The organism is Snodgrassella sp. (assembly GCF_024103505.1).
GTDB lineage: Bacteria > Pseudomonadota > Gammaproteobacteria > Burkholderiales > Neisseriaceae > Snodgrassella > Snodgrassella communis.
In genome coordinates, this window is sequence record NZ_JAGGIJ010000002.1 from 56,655 (window position 1) to 74,522 (window position 17,868).

The 17,868-nt window shown below is 42.9% G+C and carries 14 protein-coding genes, 1 tRNA gene and 1 other RNA gene; 4 read left to right on the forward strand and 12 right to left on the reverse strand.

Going from position 1 to position 17,868, the window contains the following annotated elements; all coding sequences use genetic code 11:
• Window positions 1–164: 164 nt before the first annotated feature.
• The 8 genes from J6578_RS03105 to mltA all read right to left on the reverse strand — a co-directional run bounded on the left by J6578_RS03105 (window position 165) and on the right by mltA (window position 8,474).
• Window positions 165–1,001, reverse strand: coding sequence for a CorC family transporter (locus J6578_RS03105; RefSeq protein ID WP_093092428.1), 837 nt, complete (start codon window positions 999–1,001; stop codon window positions 165–167).
• A 2-nt stretch (window positions 1,002–1,003) separates the two neighbouring features.
• Window positions 1,004–1,519, reverse strand: coding sequence for an rRNA maturation RNase YbeY (ybeY, locus tag J6578_RS03110; protein ID WP_287953882.1), 516 nt, complete (start codon window positions 1,517–1,519; stop codon window positions 1,004–1,006).
• 1,297 nt (window positions 1,520–2,816) lie between these two features.
• Complete coding sequence (locus J6578_RS03115) at window positions 2,817–3,182, reverse strand: roadblock/LC7 domain-containing protein (protein WP_037406921.1); 366 nt, start codon at window positions 3,180–3,182, stop codon at window positions 2,817–2,819.
• Window positions 3,183–3,204: 22 nt separating this feature from the next.
• Window positions 3,205–3,864 carry a peptidase M23 gene (locus J6578_RS03120; RefSeq protein ID WP_093092432.1) on the reverse strand — a complete coding sequence of 220 codons (660 nt, stop codon included), beginning with the start codon at window positions 3,862–3,864 and terminating at the stop codon, window positions 3,205–3,207.
• 5 nt (window positions 3,865–3,869) lie between these two features.
• Entirely contained in the window at window positions 3,870–4,406 is a 537-nt protein-coding gene (locus J6578_RS03125) for a GTP-binding protein (protein WP_093092434.1), read from the reverse strand.
• Between the two features lie 20 nt (window positions 4,407–4,426).
• Window positions 4,427–5,578: a hypothetical protein gene (locus J6578_RS03130; protein WP_093092436.1), complete on the reverse strand. Its 1,152-nt coding sequence runs from the start codon at window positions 5,576–5,578 to the stop codon at window positions 4,427–4,429.
• Complete coding sequence (locus J6578_RS03135) at window positions 5,575–7,023, reverse strand: hypothetical protein (RefSeq protein WP_287952267.1); 1,449 nt, start codon at window positions 7,021–7,023, stop codon at window positions 5,575–5,577. Before J6578_RS03135 ends, J6578_RS03130 begins: the two co-directional genes overlap by 4 nt.
• A gap of 143 nt (window positions 7,024–7,166) precedes the next feature.
• Window positions 7,167–8,474 carry a murein transglycosylase A gene (gene mltA / locus J6578_RS03140; protein WP_502957686.1) on the reverse strand — a complete coding sequence of 436 codons (1,308 nt, stop codon included), beginning with the start codon at window positions 8,472–8,474 and terminating at the stop codon, window positions 7,167–7,169.
• 206 nt (window positions 8,475–8,680) lie between these two features.
• On the opposite strand from mltA, the gene mutS reads away from it, so the two are divergent.
• Together mutS and J6578_RS03150 are read left to right on the forward strand one after the other, a co-directional pair.
• Window positions 8,681–11,299 (forward strand): DNA mismatch repair protein MutS, encoded by a 2,619-nt coding sequence (gene mutS, locus J6578_RS03145; RefSeq protein ID WP_287953884.1) that lies wholly within the window; start codon window positions 8,681–8,683, stop codon window positions 11,297–11,299.
• Between the two features lie 73 nt (window positions 11,300–11,372).
• Window positions 11,373–11,449, forward strand: a tRNA-Met gene (locus J6578_RS03150).
• 398 nt (window positions 11,450–11,847) lie between these two features.
• On the opposite strand, the gene J6578_RS03155 is transcribed toward J6578_RS03150, so the two are convergent.
• Window positions 11,848–12,192: a winged helix-turn-helix transcriptional regulator gene (locus J6578_RS03155; RefSeq protein WP_093092444.1), complete on the reverse strand. Its 345-nt coding sequence runs from the start codon at window positions 12,190–12,192 to the stop codon at window positions 11,848–11,850.
• Window positions 12,193–12,314: 122 nt separating this feature from the next.
• Between J6578_RS03155 and J6578_RS03160 the strand changes: the two genes are divergently transcribed.
• A complete protein-coding gene (locus J6578_RS03160; RefSeq protein WP_287953885.1) occupies window positions 12,315–12,875 on the forward strand; it encodes an NAD(P)H-dependent oxidoreductase in 561 nt (186 codons plus the stop codon).
• A 272-nt stretch (window positions 12,876–13,147) separates the two neighbouring features.
• On the opposite strand, the gene J6578_RS03165 is transcribed toward J6578_RS03160, so the two are convergent.
• From J6578_RS03165 to J6578_RS03175, 3 genes are all read right to left on the reverse strand, one after another.
• On the reverse strand, window positions 13,148–13,507 hold the full coding sequence (locus J6578_RS03165) for a YetF domain-containing protein (RefSeq protein ID WP_287953886.1): 360 nt from the start codon (window positions 13,505–13,507) through the stop codon (window positions 13,148–13,150).
• On the reverse strand, window positions 13,473–15,170 hold the full coding sequence (gene dld / locus J6578_RS03170; protein WP_287952263.1) for a D-lactate dehydrogenase: 1,698 nt from the start codon (window positions 15,168–15,170) through the stop codon (window positions 13,473–13,475). Before dld ends, J6578_RS03165 begins: the two co-directional genes overlap by 35 nt.
• 102 nt (window positions 15,171–15,272) lie before the next feature.
• Window positions 15,273–17,114 carry an ABC transporter ATP-binding protein gene (locus J6578_RS03175; protein WP_239363844.1) on the reverse strand — a complete coding sequence of 614 codons (1,842 nt, stop codon included), beginning with the start codon at window positions 17,112–17,114 and terminating at the stop codon, window positions 15,273–15,275.
• 143 nt (window positions 17,115–17,257) lie between these two features.
• On the opposite strand from J6578_RS03175, the gene rnpB reads away from it, so the two are divergent.
• Window positions 17,258–17,618: RNase P RNA component class A (rnpB, locus tag J6578_RS03180), an RNA gene on the forward strand.
• Window positions 17,619–17,868: the final 250 nt, after the last annotated feature.

Here is a 17,868-nt window from a genome sequence, read left to right on the forward strand (position 1 = left end):
TTAGTTAGCCGAATTAAATTTGCTGAATCACCATAGCCCACAGCCAGCAAACACTCGCATTTGCAGCCTGAATCTACATTTTCTGCCAGTGCTAAAGCAGTAGTTTCAAAAGCTGAATCAGATCAATGGTATTTCAACATACAACCATAACAGGTATTTAAATATTAGTGAGCATTATTTTTTACAGTTACCATCAAGGTCTGTAAACGCCGTGCATCAGCTTTGGCAACAGTGAAATTCAATTTACCAATGGTAATTTTTTCACCCCGTACCGGCATGTGACCTAATTCTTGAATGACCAGACCACCAATCGTATCTACTTCATCATCAGAATAATCAGTACCGAAAAATACATTGATGTCTTCTATTTCTGTTACGGCATTTACGCGGAAACGTTCAGCCGATACAGCCAAGATATTATCGGCACTATCATCTTCATCAAATTCGTCTTCAATATCGCCGAAAATAGGTTCTATCACATCTTCGAATGTCACCAGTCCCGATGTACCACCATATTCGTCGACAACAATCGCCATATGATTACGTTGCTCACGAAATTCTTTCAGCAGCGTACTCAGAGATTTCCCCTCAGGAACAAACACAGCCGGACGCAGTATCTGTTCTAGCTGAAAATGTTCACCTCTGCCCCAATATTTAAGTAAATCCTTAGCATGCAGGATACCTAGAATTTCATCTTTATCTTCACCAATCACGGGAAAGCGCGAATGAGTTGTATCAATAATATAAGCAATAATTTTATCTAACGGATCTTCTATTTTAAGCACATCCATCTGACTGCGCGTTATCATCGCATCACGCACCTCCAGATCAGCAAAATCCAGTACGTTTTCCAGATACTGTAAAGTATCCGCATCAAAAACCTGCCGTTCATGCGCTTCCCGCAAAGTTTGTAATACTTCCTCTTCAGTATCTGGAGCCTCTCCAGATATACGATTTACCAGTCGCTCAAAAAATCCGGGTTTCGACGAACTCTCGTCCATAATCAATATTCATCCTGTGCATAGGGATTCGCATATCCTAACTGATGCAGTATCCGTATTTCAAGTGCTTCCATTATTTCAGCCTCATCATCTTCAATATGATCATAACCCATCAGATGCAAAGTTCCGTGAACAGTTAAATGAGCATAGTGTGCCATCAATGGTTTATGTTGCGCTATGGCTTCTTTTTCAATTACCTGAGGACAAAACACCAAATCACCATGAAGTCCATCGCTCTCTGGCAAATACATGTCTTCACCCTCATTAAGCGCGAAACTTAACACATTAGTTGCATAATTTTTGTGTCGAAAATCATAATTGAACTGGCATGCTTCTTCTTCATCACATAACAATATAGCAATATTGGCGCGTTTATAACTGTGTTTACACGTTTGCCATATCCACTGCCGCCACTGACTAACAACGGGAACATGATTAGCACTGCTGCGGTTATCAACATCTAAACAGAATATCTGGTTCAAATGCTGTAATACCGGCTTTTTCTTGGCAATTTTCATTTACTTTATTTGTAATCCTGATGATTATATTTTAGCAAGCACAACTGATAAATGCACTAATCACGCCAACTATGCAATCCAATATCATCTATTTTTGTTTTCAATTTCATATTGAGGTTTATGATAAACAACAGTATTTTTTAAAAACAATTAACTTCTCTTTATTCAAACTAATAAGATATGATAATTTGTCATCATGTAGCTGGCAGATATTATTATAATCAATTGAATTGTAATACCTTTCTATTCAGGCGTTGTTAGATATGGCTCGTATAAGAAATAAATTTGGGGTATATGATCAATAATATCCAAAAAACCGATATCCATATCAGAATCTTCAAGGGTAATAGCTTCTATTATTCTATCCACTTCGCTCTATTTGTTTATTAAGAGAAATTCATATTATCTGTTAGCACTTTTATCAAATCAGGATTATCTTCAATAAGTGTATCTATATCTGTTACAAGATATAGCATGTGAATTGAGGATATATTTTTCTATAAATATAGGATGGGTATTTTTATTGATAAAGAAAAAACAATGCCTTATCTATATAAGCAAGCAATATACCTACTTTGCTTGTGACTACATTACTAAAAGCTGGTTTTTAGGTTTTTTGCTACCGGATGACAAACTACTTTATTATTTGGCACGAACATGCTAATTAATTAATTAATTAATTCTATACAAATCCACTTATCTTTTCTTTAATAGCCTGACTAATTTCTGCATTATTTTATTCAGAAAATATTTGAATTATCATTAGTTTATTTTATTAATATATTGTATTTGCATTAAAACAGATGTTACAAAATGTATTCAATACAGCCTTACAGCCTTATTTACCTAATAATAAATTTTTTATGATTGATGCTAATATATTGCTAACCATTTAACCTTCGCCCATTATCAGTATCTGTTTAATCGTATCTGCTTAATCAGACGATTATGCTACAGCTAACTTTGTTATCTTATAATTAGAATACAGTGATCTAAGTAATATGGTTGAATATATCAATAAAAACATACTTAGGAATGTTGCCAGCAAATACACCCAATTTAGACAACAATCAAAGAGTCTGTTTCATCAATAAAACAAAATTCATAAGAAAATTCAGTTTTTATTTAAAAAGCATAAATATTCTTATAGCAAGACACATGTAGTGTATTGATTACCCATTAAAGAAATTATGAATTACATTGTTGCTGAAAAACAGTCATCAATTTAATTCCGGGTACTACAATCCTTTAACCCTGTCCAATTGCTAGAAACAGGGTTTTCTTCAGAAATAATCAGTTAGTGTAAGATATCTACAATACTGCGTGCAGCACGCCGAGCATCCAATAAAATTAGCCCCAGCTTCGCACCCTCATTGGCAGTGACAGCCAATACATTGTTATCTCCAGCCTGAATCAGCAGAATGTAGCCATGCTTACCTTTAACCATAACTTGTTCAAGCTCATCACACTGCAACTCACGAGAAGTACGGTTACCTAAAGCAAGCAGAGCTGCAGCCATTGCACCAACGCGGTCTGGATCAACACCATTTGGTAACAAGGTTGCTACCGGCAGACCATCGGAGGAAATTACAGCAGATGCGGTAATGTCAGCCGAAGAGCTATTTAAATCACTTAATACCGAAACCAGTAATTGTTCTTGCATCTTGATGTCTTTCTATTGATGTTTATTCATTTACTACATGAATGTCTTCACCAGCCAATACAAACAGGCCACGTACCATAGTGACGAAAGCTTCACTGTTAAGTAATGGCAATCCAGCCGTTACCAAAATATTTTTGGTATTCCCAATATATAGGGGGAAGAATGTCAATTCACTCTGGCCAGCAGGATCACAGATCCCGATAGCATTGTTGTAAATATTCAGGTTATTTTTAATCAGCAGACTATGTTTTTCGGTTAGTCGTGTTGCCTCACTGGCTAGATTAGCCACTTCTTCGGCTGTTTCATGATTAAAACCGACATTAGCAAAGTAAAAACCATCCTGATCGACTAGCAGTGCCTTATGGCTGTCTGACAATTGCCCAAGAATATCTTCAAATCCATCAGAAGTTACCTTAACCAGCTGTGAGCTGGGTTTAGTTTCTCCATATAAGAATTCCAGACGTTGCAAACGATATAATAAATTTAAGGCAGTATGAACACCATCTGTCTCAGCCCATTGCCTCAGACGCTCTTCTGTTAGTTTAGCATTAATATCTGCTTGCAGAATATTGGCCAGTAACATACGACTTGCACTGTGACTTGGGCTAGATACGGCATAAAATGCACCCGCAGGCATCACTTTAGGATATAAATCATGATGTAACTGTAATGTAGAATCCATACTGACTATCCTTCCAAACCTGGATCAATAGAATACAGCATAGCAGTAACCAGTTGTTTGACATCGTTTTCATTACGGGCATCAACCTCGAATACAGGCACATTGAGATTGTGTTGCGCCAGATACTGCTGATAAACATCCACTCCTGGCTGTGGATTCAAATCCATTTTGGTGACTCCAACGACTACAGGGGCATCTTCTAGTAAGTCGTGAAAAGAAGTAAGGAAAAATTTCAGGTCTTTCAGTGGATTCTGACGAGTGTTATCCAACAGCAGAATCAAGCCCATACTGCCCTTACTTAGAATACTCCACATGAAATCGAAGCGTTCCTGACCCGGTGTACCATATAAATGGACTTTAGTTTGATCATCCAACCGAATGACACCATAGTCCATAGCGACAGTAGTATGACCTTTTCTGTCTTGTGTCATATCCGATGCGCTGGCATCAGTTTGTACCGGAGGATCATCCGATAATGCAGCGATAGCAGTTGTTTTTCCCACCCCAACTGGGCCGGTAAAGATAATTTTATTTTCAACCATAATTACTCCCTGCTTAAGTATTAATTGCCACGCAAGCGACCCATCAACCGTGCCAGTAAACCTTTCGGTTTATTTTCATCGCTTTCATTATGTTCTGCTGTATGTGCACCAGCCGCTGATTTAGTAGCAGGCTGTGGTGCTTTGCGAGTCAGAACCATCTCTTTTTCCTGTTGCGCAGCAGAATGCGTTAATGGCTGCTCGATAATCAGGGAACCGATTGAATATGTGGCAGCTATATAGTTTAATACATCTTCAAGTGAAACTGGCAACAACTTGTATAAAGTGTTAAGTGCTACAGGCGTGCGCACAAGAAAAGCTGACAAGCGCATAGACTCTGGCAGATAAGCCATACGAGTCATATTTGGCCAAGCCTTCAGTTTGATAACTGTATCGGGTGTAATAGGATCAATCAGGCGACCACGAGCTGTCCAGATTGACAACTGCCATATACAGGACTGTAGCGTTAGTTTAGCTTTGTCATGCAACTGTGCGGTTGGTGCAGATGCAGGTACCGCTTTTGTCTGCCATTCAACATCTGTTTGCATACACAACTGTTGTAAAGCATCACTCTCAACTGCCAACAATACTTTTTCAACACTTGGAAAAACAATCAATACAGGCTTGTTTTCAAATAGGATTGCAGTATCTTCCTTTTGCTTTGCCAGCTTTTGCACCATGCCCAGCAATGTTCCATTCGTTTGGAAACGTACTACAGTTACAGCCTGCTGCAAATGATCCGCAGCATTGTGATCCTGTTGTGTTGTATTGGACACAGTCTTCTCACTGACTGCTTCTTGCTGTGCCCCAGCTTTATTATCAGCCAGCCAGACACCATTGCCCTGTTGCAAATTACGCAGATGCTGAAACAAAGTATCGAATCTGATTGGTTTCATCAGATAAGGTGCGGTGAATGAGGGCGAATTACGACCAAAAAACACGACCACAGCATCAGGATATTTCTTTTTAACCTTTTGCCATACCGCTTCACCATCAGCTGTATCACCATCTACCAGAATCAGCTCAGGTTGTACATTATCCTCAGGCTGAATCAACTGGTAGTTGACACTATTGTACATTTTAAATGCCATGCGCAACATGGCTGTCTGGCGATCATCCACATTGACGAGCAAAACATAGGCAGTTTTTACTTTGGGTATTGAATTGTTCATCATTGATTTTGCACACCACCGTGGTTAATACGTTTCAATAATTGACTCATAGCCAGTACAACTTCTTCAGGTGGCGTCTGAATTTCAGCACGGATTACCTGTAACATTTTTTCCAGACGTGTCCATTCTTCTGCACGTTCATACAAGTCAAATAAAGTAATGTAGAGCTGTGACTCCTGTGGATAAAGCAGGACTGATTTCTCAAGCAAATCCGTTGCTTCGTCAAACTGACCAAATGTAAGTAACGATTCAACATCACGCAATACACGCTCTGCAGGTGTTTCGGCTACGTCATTATCTGAAGATGCCTTATCAACCAAAGACAGGCGTTTGGCCTTAAGTGCACTGCTATTCACAGGTAAATATCCCTGCGTTATCCCAATATCGCGCAGTACAGTTTCATTTGGCTTAGTCTCAAGCAAATCGAACATTGGATGCTGTCCAAGGCTATAACCCCAACCTAGCATACGTTCTTTAATAACATTACCATATTGACCCAATGTGTAATATAAACGCCACAGATGCTGTGCAAATACATTGATATTATTGCGCCGGTAATCCAGTGCTAAAGCATCAATAATCAGCCCAGCAGGTTTTTTAGACGTTTTAATAGCCTTGTTCAGACAGCGGATGGCGGCATCATAGGGCAATTGCTCTTTTAGCAATACATAGCTGTTTTCTGGCTTGGAGAAACTTAATAGGACATCACGCTCGTCGCCACGAATTTTAAAGTTACCCATATTACCTTCAACCAGTAATTCGCGTGGTTGTTCGGTGATATCTGGGGTATTACTGATAGATTCAGCGTCCGGTCTGGTATCTTCTGTTTTCTTATCCTGATTGATACCAACTTCTTTTTCAGTTTCCTTAACGTCCCATTGCAACAAGTCTTCGGCCAATACGCGCAGACCCAGATGATTTGCATCTAGTGCCAAGCCCTGACGAATCAGACTTTCCAGTTCAGGCCGTTGCAGATAACTTCGGTACTGATCAATTACCTCAGCAAGCTTATCTGTATTTTTAGCCTCTATGCACAGCCCAGCCAGCTCATTAACCAAAGTATTGGCCATTGCCGGACTCTGCTGAGCAGCATTCTGCTCTAGATATGAAGCAAGTGAATCAGCTGCTTTTTGGAAGTACCCAAACTGTTTATAAACCTTATATTCAGTTAGGTGATCCACAGTAGCAACAGAAACGGTAGCCCTATCTGGCTGTGCTGGCTGCCAGTCCCAATCTTCTGGCAAAGATTCTGTTGCTTCTTCACCATCTGGTGAAGTCTGAGCGTCTGTACTCTTGCTCCCTGTATCTTTTTTACGTTTAGATGCAGGTTGTTTTTTACGGGCAGCACTTTTGCCTTTGGCATGAGTTCCCGCCTTTTGCCGCTTCTTCAGCACAAGCAGTACAACCAGCAATATGACCAAAAGGGCAATAGGTAAATATAACTCCATAATTTACATCCCTTTTATTGTAGTTAACTGCCAGATGCATGAGCGCATGATTAAATGCATGTTTTTCATTTACGGTAACGCTTCACATACAATTGTCAATACTTTAACTATTTTACCTTAACTTGCATTTGTTCGCCAGATTTTTATTTAATCTGAGGCAAAATTCCATTAGGTAATAGTTGCCATACGTAACCGGGATATTTCATTTTACCGGCCAGCGCACCCGCCTCATCGCCGTAACCCCAGAAATAATCTACTCTTACGGCACCATTTATGGCACTGCCGGTATCCTGCGCCATCAGCAATCTGTTCAATCCATAGCCACTGGCCGGGTGTGTTGTTGCTACAAATATTGGTGCACCAAGGCTAACAAAATGGCTGTCCACGGCAGCAGAATATCCTTTGGTAAGTGGTACACCTAATGCACCAGTGGGTCCGCTGGCGGGTTCTGCTGATGCGCGAAAGAAGACATAACTTGGATTTTGTCCTAATACTTCGGCAAGCTGCTGCGGATGTTGCTGTAACCATGCCTTGATACCTTGCATTGATGTCTGTGCCAAAGGCAGGTAGCCCTTGTTCGCCATGTATTTACCAATTGATACATAAGGATAGTCATTTTTATCAGCAAAACTGAGCCGCAGCATTCGATTATCCGATGTTTTCAGCTGTCCAGATCCCTGCACATGCAAAAAAAACAACTCCACCGGATCATTTGCATAACCCAAAATGGGTGCTTTACCATTGAGCGCTCCGGCATTGATTTGCGCCCGAGTGTAATACGGGACAAGCTGATTACCGCTTATCCGGCCTTTCAGTGCGCGTGTTTTCTCATTCAGGGGAAAAGAGGCCAGATTGGCTGTGTAATTTCCAGTGGGCGTAATGACACCACTGTTTGTGCCGGTTAGGCGAATACGTACAATTCCCTGACGCAACCCTGAGTTAAGTGGCACGACAACAAAATCATTTGGAATACCATAAATAGGAAAGCGCGCCTGTGCTGTCTGTTTGGTATCGCCCAGCAGCATAGGTTCGTAATAGCCTGTTACGGTACCGGCCAGTTGCCCGTTCTGACTAACTTCCCACGGTGTAAAGTAAGTTTCAAAAAATGCTTTAGCCTGATGATTGTGTCTGGTTGTACGTGCTGCCTGTTGACACACGGTTTGCCACGCTGGCTGCATTTGCAGTTTGTTGCAGCTGGTTTTAAATGCTTCCAGACTATCAATAAATGACTGGGTAGACCATTGTGGCAATGCCTGATAGGAAACCACCCGATAGCTGACACCAGCCTTACCCGGCGTATAGACATAGTTTGGCGGCAAGGGTTTGCCCGGTGCCAGTGCACTACTCTCACCAGAAATGATGCTGTCGACCGGTTTATGACTAAAGTGACAGGCTGCCAGAAATAGCACACTGAACCACGCTAGCCAACGGCGAATTGAGCTGAATTTTATTGATGACATAATTTTTGACATAATTATTTAATTGAAAGCGATACGGATACAAACTACATTTTTACATCATTATGGCAGTCATTCACCTCATCGAACAAGAATAACCAGTTTCCAGATTTTTTATCGCTATATCTGCTAGAGAATAAACGGAAACTGAACAGTCTGTTACAATAGCTTTTTAACTAAATCAAATATTTTGCTACGCCATGAGTAAACCCACACTGACACCGATGATGACGCAATATCTGGCTATTAAGGCAGACCATCAGGACAAGCTGCTGTTTTACCGAATGGGCGACTTCTATGAACTGTTTCTAGATGATGCCATTGAAGCTGCACGTTTGCTGGATATTACGTTGACTACTCGTGGACAGATTAATGGGGAACCGATCAAAATGGCTGGGGTGCCCTACCACGCTGTGGAGCAGTATCTGGCTAAGCTGGTAAAACTGGGCAAAAGTGTGGCCATTTGTGAGCAGACTGGTGAGGTGGGCGCGAGTAAGGGACCAGTAGAGCGGCAGGTAGTACGTATTGTTACGCCCGGCACTCTTACAGATACGGCATTGCTGGAAGATAAGGAAATCAACCGTATTGTAGCTATTTCTCTATTAAAGAAACAACTTGGTGTAGCTTGGTTATCGCTGCAAAATGGTGAATTCCGCTGCAAAATCATTGCGCCGGAAGCCTTGCCACATGAACTGGCTCGCTTACAGGCTGCGGAAATCCTGCTTTCTGACCAGACACTGGGCAAGCTGGATTTGGCCGGCCATGACCGGCAATTAACCCGTTTACATGCTTGGCAATTTGCAGCTGATACGGGGGCACGCATGATTCAACGCTATTTCGGTAGCCAGGATTTACGTGCTTTCGGATTACAATCAGGTGAACATGATGCAGCTATCGGGGCAGCAGGTGCGTTGCTGAATTACGTGCAGCAGACACAAATGCAGTTACCTAAACATCTGGATAGTCTGACTCTGGAACAGGAATCGGCTTATATCGGCATGGATGCAGCCACTCGGCACAATCTGGAATTAACTCAGACGTTAAGCGGCCAGAAGGCGCCAACGCTGTTTTCGGTATTGGATCAGTGTGCAACGCATATGGGTAGCCGTCTGCTGGCACAGTGGCTACACCAGCCGTTACGTCAGCACGAGCAAATTATAGCCCGTCAGCAGGCGGTGGCAGCGCTAGCACCACATTGTGCACAAGTCACTGCAATTTTAAATCAGGTGGCCGATATTGAACGTATTGCTGCGCGTATTGCCATTGGCAGCGCCCGCCCGCGTGATTTATCAGCTTTGCGCGATAGTTTAGCGGTTTTGACAGCTTTTCGTTTAGAAGAATCTGCTCAGAGTAGTCTGGTACAGACTTTGCTGGAACAATTACCGCCGGCAGCGCCTATTGCTCAGCAATTGACTATGTCCATTATGCCTGAACCAGCAATATGGTTGCGCGATGGCGGCGTGATTAATGATGGCTTTGATGCCGAGCTGGATGAGTTGCGCCGTTTACAGAATCATGGCGATGAATTTTTGCAGCAACTGGAAAGCAGGGAGCGGGAGCGTACGGGTTTATCCAGTTTAAAAGTTGAATTTAATCGTGTGCATGGTTTTTATATTGAATTGAGCAAGGTGCAGTCTGAACAGGCGCCGGCAGACTATCAGCGACGCCAAACCCTGAAAAATGCTGAACGTTATGTCACACCTGAATTAAAGGCTTTTGAAGAAAAGGTACTGAGTGCGCAGCAAAATGCACTGGCTCGTGAAAAGCAATTATATGATGCTCTGATGCTGCAATTACAGGCCGAGCTACCGGTATTGCAACGATGTGCCCGTGCTGCTGCCAGTTTGGATGTATTAACCACACTTGCCAGCTATGTTGATGCTGCACATTACTGTTTCCCAGAATTGGTGAATTATCCGTGTTTACAGATTAGTAATGGCCGTCATCCTGTAGTAGCAGCACAAGTTAGCCAATTTACGACCAATGACACTCAGCTTGATGATAAACGCCGCCTGATGTTGCTGACTGGTCCGAATATGGGCGGTAAATCGACGTATATGCGACAGGTAGCCTTGATTGTGCTACTGGCGCATATTGGTGCACCAGTGCCGGCAGACAGTTGTACTCTAGGCGAATTTGACCAGATATTTACCCGTATCGGGGCTTCAGATGATCTGGCCGGCAATCGTTCCACTTTTATGGTGGAGATGTCGGAAACAGCCTATATCCTGCATCATGCTACTGAGCGCTCACTGGTATTAATGGATGAAGTTGGCCGCGGTACATCTACTTTTGACGGTTTGGCGCTGGCACAGGCCATTGCTGAACATTTGTTGCAAAAAAATCGCAGCTATACTCTTTTTGCTACTCATTATTTTGAGTTAACCAGATTACCGGAACAGTATACGCATGCATTCAATATGCATCTGGCTGCACTGGAGCAAGGGCAGGATATTATTTTTCTGCATCATATTGAACCCGGACCAGCCAGTAAAAGCTACGGGATAGCGGTGGCCAAACTGGCCGGCCTACCTACACGAGCATTGAACGCTGCTTACCGGCATTTGCAGGCGCTAGAACAACATGCGGCTGATAAGCAACCACAATTAGATATGTTTCAGGCACAATCAGAAGATGCGGTAGAGGCAGACATGGCCAATGCCGATGCAGATACTTTTTCTGCAACCATGATACCGGCGGATTTATGTGCTCAGCTAAATGCCCTTAATCCTGATGAATTGACGCCTAAAGCGGCTTTGGCTGCGGTATATGATTTGGTACGTTGCTGGAAAAATCATCAGCCAAATCAACAGTCATAATAAAACATGTATGGTTATTCTGCTTTTTAGTTGACATTGCGCTGGTTATCCGTATAATGACTTCCTTACCAGACGCGGGGTGGAGCAGCATGGTAGCTCGTCGGGCTCATAACCCGAAGGTCGTAGGTTCGAATCCTGCCCCCGCAACCAGATTTTTAAATGCCCTGTTTTGAAACAGGGCATTTATTTTGGCTAATAGCTTAGTCCATGACATTAATTTGTATCACCATCTGATTTCAATCTAATCATATTATTGTTGTTACATGCCTTTTTATGTGATTTCAATAATTGAAAATTTTAAAAAGCTTGCACTCAAAAAGGTCAATTAAGACTTGTGTGATCTCGTCAAACTTTATTCTGAACAGACTGTGCTGTTTTCTACCGATAACCATCAATATCCTTATTCTGGTTCCTCTCAATATTTACGGTTACTTTTTAAATTGTAGTTTCCTGTCTGAAAACAAGATAACCATTAATTCGTATGCTTTTATCTGGGCAATTTTCAGCACCGCAGCGTATAAAAATAAATTTATTTGTTGCTTCTAGATTTATAGCACATCATTTTTATGTTTATTTCCCCATTGGCACAACATATCTAAAACAGGAACCAGAGATTTGCCCCGTTCAAGCAATCCATACTCTACTTTTGGGGGTATCTGTGGATATTCTTTTCTGAATATCAGTTTGTCCCGTTCCATTTCTTTTAATGTATTGCTTAAGGTTTTAAATGAAATTTTATCAATACAGCGTTTTAGCTCATTGAAACGCATGGCTGGCTGATTTTCATTCAACCAGTAAAGAATGATTACTTTGTATTTTCCTTTAATTATAGAAAGAGTATAGCCAAAACCACTGTTCGCCAGTTTATCAGCACTGCAATGTTCATTTTTCATTTTATACTTTCCTTTTATATAGTATATAACTTTAATTACCGTACTTTACATTATAAACCACCTAAATTATATTGAACCACTTAATTTATATGTTTTATAACAAAATTTTGAAGGTTTTTATTATGAAGGAAACATTGATTGTTGTGGCTCATCCTGACTTAGAGGCTTCTACAGTGAATCGGTACTGGATTAAAGAATTAACTCAGTATGATAATCAGTTAACCATACATGATTTATATGCACGTTATCCATCAAATAAAATAGATGTGCGTTTTGAGCAGAATCTGATTGAAAACCACCATAATCTGATTTTGCAGTTTCCGGTTTACTGGTTTAATTGTCCGCCACTGTTAAAACAATGGCTGGACGAGGTATTTACTTATGGGTGGGCTTATGGCCGCTGTGGAGATAAATTAACAAACAAAAAAGTTGGTTTAGCGGTTTCTGCGGGGATTAAAAAGGGTGATTACACTAAAGATGGACATTATCAGACCTCGCTTGAGGATATTTTAAAGCCGTTTGAATTAACCATGAATTATGTACATGCAGATTATCAGTCTGTATTTGCGGTTTATGGTGCAAATACAGAACCGGAAGCAGATTATAAGATAACATTGGATGAAATTAATGAGAGTGCCAAGAACTATATCTGCTGGATGAAAAAATTACAGATGTTAAAGTAATTTGGTTTCAGAATTAATTTGTCTGTTTGATTAAAGGTTTTTAGAATAGCTGATTAAATACTCTGGTCATAGCGATGAGAATATCAATGCAAATTAGGGGTTTTAACCATATAGGCAGGAATAATTAAGTATCTCTTCTGTATGCTATAAATTAATCAGATGTCTGGTTGAATTTTTATTCATTCTGTATTAATTTCATTAGCTGCTGTCTGCATCTAGACGTATGAAATGATACTGCCGGCTAACTTTGAAGCAGGAATGCTGTGGTAATCTCAGCTAGCTTTTTTGACATCTGGATAAATCCAGAGCTTCTGTTCATGCACTTCGACCAGAAAGACTTCATCCAACTTTTGTCCCAAACGGTTTAGCTCTTTGTCCAGCCATTCTTCATCATGTTCTAACGCTTCCAGACTTGGGTAATTAATTACGCCATTTTCAATCACCACCACGGCCATGAGATGCGCGCATGGGCTCGAAAACAATTTCATCAGACTGCTGCTGAACAGTTGGGTTAAAACAGCAAGCATTGCCTCTGGATAAAATAACACCACCAGACATTGCAAAACGCTGGTGGCTTTGGTATCAAATGCTGTTAGATTAAGCCCAGTATTTCTTTTTCGAGGTTTTACCAATACCGGGATTAAAGCTATTGGTTGGATCAAGTTGGCGATAGAATTTTTTCAGGGCTGGTTTGGCATGATATAAATGGCCGACATTATGTTCTGCTGGATATTGCGCGCCACGTTGATCCAGCAATACCAGCATTTCTTCTTCAACCTTATCGCAGTTGGTACCTTTTTTGGCAATATAGTCCTGATGGAAAACATGGCAGAAGAAATGGCCATAATACATTTTATGAATAAAGTGCTGATTGATGCTTTGTGGCAACGTTTCAAACCATTCGCTGTCATTGCGCCGCAAGGCTACATCCAGTGCAACAATGTTTTCCACCGTATCGCTATGCACATTGCGGTAAGTAGTAGCTGCGCCGGCTGCGGCAAAGCGGTGCAGCATGGCTGCTTCGGCTTCTTTTTCATTACAGCGGAAAAAACTACCGGTTTTTTGCTCAAAGAAAGTTTGCAGAAATTCTTCTGCTTCGTCAATACCATCATCAGCCATTTTTAAGATAAGGTGATGCTCGTACCGGTCGCGATAATCACGGATTGATTTCGGTAAATGCTGAGGCAGGAATTTGCACATAAATACCGCGAAACGGTCTGAAAAATTCTTCGGAAAAAACGGAACTTTTGCCAAGGTACGGTCGACAAAATTCTTGAAAGCAAACAGGCGCGGCATGGCATCAGTACCCAACTTCTGAATGGCAATAAAAATATCCTTGCCATATACCGCAGCAATATCAAAAGCTTCACGGTGCATGTATTCGCCCGATACTGGCAGATTTTTGAATGTACTGAGAATATGACGGCGAATATCATCCAGTTCATGCGTATCATTGCTGCCGATATAGAACACCGCAGAATTCTTTTCTAATGGAAAAGTATCCAGACGCACGGCAAATACCATCAGACGTCCGGCACTGCCGGAAGCTTCATAGTGGCGTGCCGGATCAGCATTAAAACGCGCCGGTGTGTCTGCATCAATCTCGCGCACATGGTCGCGGTATTCGTGATCATGCCCCATGCCGGCATCGTGTTTGATGTCTTTATCACTGTAATGACCATTTTGCAGATTCTGCAAAATGGTTTCCGGATCATCTCCCAGCTCAATGCCAAGATGATTAACCAGATGCAGCTCGCTGTTTTCATCAAGCTGGGCAAAAACGGCCATCTGGGTATAGGCTGGGCCGCGCTGGATAAGCGCACCGCCCGAGTTGTTGCACACACCGCCCATAACCGATGCGCCGATACAAGAGGAACCAATCACGGAATGCGGGCCACGCTGGTATTTTTTCAGCTCTTTTTCCAGATGATACAGAGTACTGCCCGGCAGACAAACTACCTGCTCACCATTTTCAATCACCTGAATACCATCCAGCCGGCGCGTGCTGACAATCACAATCGGCCGGTCATAATCATTACCATCCGGTGTAGAACCACCGGTAAGGCCGGTATTGGCAGACTGAGTGATGACAATTACGTCTGCCTCCACACAGGCTTTTAATACGCGCCACTGCTCAACTAATGTACCCGGAAGCACAACAGCCAGCGCATCGCCCACACCGAAACGTATACCCTGCCGGTAAGACAGAGTATGTGCCGGATCAGTGAGGGTATATTCTTGTCCGACAATTCCCTGTAACGTATGAACGAGGCCTGAATGTGTATTGATACCCATTCTACTTCTCCCTTTTATATCGTTGCTTATTCCTAATCAATACAGGCTATTGTAGAACAGTTATATATTATCGGAAAGGATTTTAACGTGTGCAGTAACACCTCAGGCCTCTGGCAGAAAACCACCACTCTGCCGTTGCCACAGCATGGCATAAACACCATTTTTAGCCAGCAGCTCGCTATGTGTCCCCTGCTCAACAATCTGTCCCTTATCCATCACAATCAACCGATCCATAGCCGCAATCGTAGACAAGCGATGCGCAATAGCTACCACGGTTTTACCCTGCATCAGCCGGGTAAGATTTTCCTGAATGGCCGCCTCCACTTCTGAATCCAGCGCGCTGGTGGCTTCATCCAATAGCAGAATAGGCGCATCTTTCAGAATTACCCGCGCAATGGCAATGCGCTGCCGCTGCCCGCCAGACAGTTTTACCCCGCGTTCGCCAACATGGGCATCATAGCCATGCCGTGCCTTGGCATCACTCAATGCCGGAATAAAGCCATCAGCAGCAGCCTGTTGCGCGGCCTGTATCATCGCTTCTTCTGAGGCATCCGGGCGACCATAGACAATATTGTCACGCACAGAACGATGCAGCAGAGAAGTATCCTGCGTTACCAACCCCAATGCTGCGCGCAGGCTATCCTGCGTCACATCGCGAATATCTTGCCCATCAATCAGAATACGGCCGTCTTTCACATCATAAAAACGCAGCAGCAGATTGGTCAGTGTGGTTTTACCGGCACCACTGCGCCCAACCAGACCAACTTTCTCACCGGCACGGATATGCAGATTAAAATCGCGCAACAGCGGTTTATCGTCGCTATAGGCAAAATTTACATGCTCAAAATCAATTGCGCCCTGATTAACTTTTAACGGCAGAGCTTTAGGCTTGTCCACAATTGCATGAGGACGAGACAGGATTTTCATGCCATCTTCCACTGTGCCGATATTCTCAAACAAACGCGCACTTTCCCACATCACCCAGTGTGATAAACCATTAATCCTAGACGCCATGGCCGTAGCGGTGGCAATTGCACCGACACCAACCTGCCCATTTATCCATAACCAAATACCGAGACCAGCGGAACTGACCACCAGTAAAATATTAATCGCAGTACTCAGGCTATCAAGTAAAGTAGCCAGCCGCATCTGCGCGTTGACTGTCACCAGAAATTCCTGCATAGATGCCTTGGCGTAGGCTGCTTCACGTGCACTGTGGGAAAACAGCTTTACCGTAGCAATATTGGTATAAGCATCAGTAATACGGCCAGTCATCAGACTGCGCGCATCCGCCTGCTGCTGGGCAGTTTTGGACAATTTCGGAATTAAAAAGCGCAGTACCAGCACAAACAGCACAATCCACAGAACAAATGGCAATAATAACCAGCTATCCATACCAGCCAGAATAATGCCGCTGGTTACAAAATATACCAATACATACACCAGCATATTAGCTACCGACATTACTGTATCGCGTACGGCCAGCGCCGTTTGCATTACTTTGGCTGACACACGACCCGCAAACTCATCCTGATAAAAACCCATACTCTGCCCGAGCATCAGACGGTGAAAATTCCAGCGCAATCGCATCGGAAAAGCACCTTGCAGAGTCTGGAACTGCACATTGGAAGCCAGAAACGACCAGAAAATACTGAATATCATGACCGCAGCCATCAGAATCAGCTCATGCCCTTTTTCCGGCCAGAATCTGTCTGGAGTATAAGCACCAAGCCAGTCGATTACCGTGCCGAGGAATCGAAATACCAGAGCTTCCAGAATCCCCGTACCAATGGTCATAATTACCATCACCAGTAACCAAAGCCGCGCACCCTCCAGACAGCTCCAGATAAACGGCAACACACCTTTTCTCGACGGCTGCGACAAAGTTTCAGGATAAGCATCAATACGGTTTTCAAACCAGCTTAACAATCGGTTCAATAACATACTGCGTAAACTTTCTGCATAATTGAGCCATAGCGGCCGCACAAACGATTATTGCAGCCTGAAAAATGATAACCAGAATTATTATACATAATCTGAAATATAAATCAGCTTTCATTGATTTGTGTTAAAATATCGCCGGCACATCAGCATGCCAGACAGTCGCTGTGCACAATACACGTGCATGGAGGAAAGTCCGGGCTCCACAGAGCAGAATGCCGGCTAACAGCCGGGCGTCGTGAGGCGACGGAAAGTGGAACAGAAAGCATAACCGCCGATGACTATGGTTTACCATAGCACAGGTAAGGGTGAAATGGTGCGGTAAGAGCGCACCGTGCCGTTGGCAACAACGTGTAGCAGGCCAAACCCCATTCGGAGCAAGACCAAACAGAATGCGCTGACGTTGCTCGCCGAGCATTCGGGTAGGTTGCTTGAGCGGCACAGTAATGTGTCGCCCAGATGAATGACTGTCCCAGACAGAACCCGGCTTATCGGTTGTCTGATGTGCCTTTCAGCATTGCTTTACTGGCTGGCTGCTTGAACTTCTGCCCGACTGTGCACACCCAGCCTGCTGTACAATTAGGCACAACAAATTACTTAGTGGTTACTTCTCGGTATTAACCTGAAAATTCCTGTATATTATCTTTCCGGCATATCTGTCCGTTCGGTACAAAGCCATCGAATGTAGCAAAACATGTTGGGATTGACTGGCAGCATTAACCGGATAGTGTTTTTAATATACACAAAAAAACTGTTT

Bases quoted from the DNA above. Each gene is read 5' to 3' on its own strand.
- J6578_RS03135 (WP_287952267.1), bottom strand. From the start codon at position 7,023: ATGGAGTTATATTTACCTATTGCCCTTTTGGTCATATTGCTGGTTGTA.
- J6578_RS03105 (WP_093092428.1), bottom strand. From the start codon at position 1,001: ATGGACGAGAGTTCGTCGAAACCCGGATTTTTTGAGCGACTGGTAAAT.
- J6578_RS03130 (WP_093092436.1), bottom strand. From the start codon at position 5,578: ATGATGAACAATTCAATACCCAAAGTAAAAACTGCCTATGTTTTGCTC.
- J6578_RS03175 (WP_239363844.1), bottom strand. From the start codon at position 17,114: ATGTTATTGAACCGATTGTTAAGCTGGTTTGAAAACCGTATTGATGCT.
- J6578_RS03115 (WP_037406921.1), bottom strand. From the start codon at position 3,182: ATGCAAGAACAATTACTGGTTTCGGTATTAAGTGATTTAAATAGCTCT.
- dld (WP_287952263.1), bottom strand. From the start codon at position 15,170: ATGGGTATCAATACACATTCAGGCCTCGTTCATACGTTACAGGGAATT.
- ybeY (WP_287953882.1), bottom strand. From the start codon at position 1,519: ATGAAAATTGCCAAGAAAAAGCCGGTATTACAGCATTTGAACCAGATA.
- J6578_RS03160 (WP_287953885.1), top strand. From the start codon at position 12,315: ATGAAGGAAACATTGATTGTTGTGGCTCATCCTGACTTAGAGGCTTCT.
- J6578_RS03155 (WP_093092444.1), bottom strand. From the start codon at position 12,192: ATGAAAAATGAACATTGCAGTGCTGATAAACTGGCGAACAGTGGTTTT.
- J6578_RS03120 (WP_093092432.1), bottom strand. From the start codon at position 3,864: ATGGATTCTACATTACAGTTACATCATGATTTATATCCTAAAGTGATG.
- mutS (WP_287953884.1), top strand. From the start codon at position 8,681: ATGAGTAAACCCACACTGACACCGATGATGACGCAATATCTGGCTATT.
- J6578_RS03125 (WP_093092434.1), bottom strand. From the start codon at position 4,406: ATGGTTGAAAATAAAATTATCTTTACCGGCCCAGTTGGGGTGGGAAAA.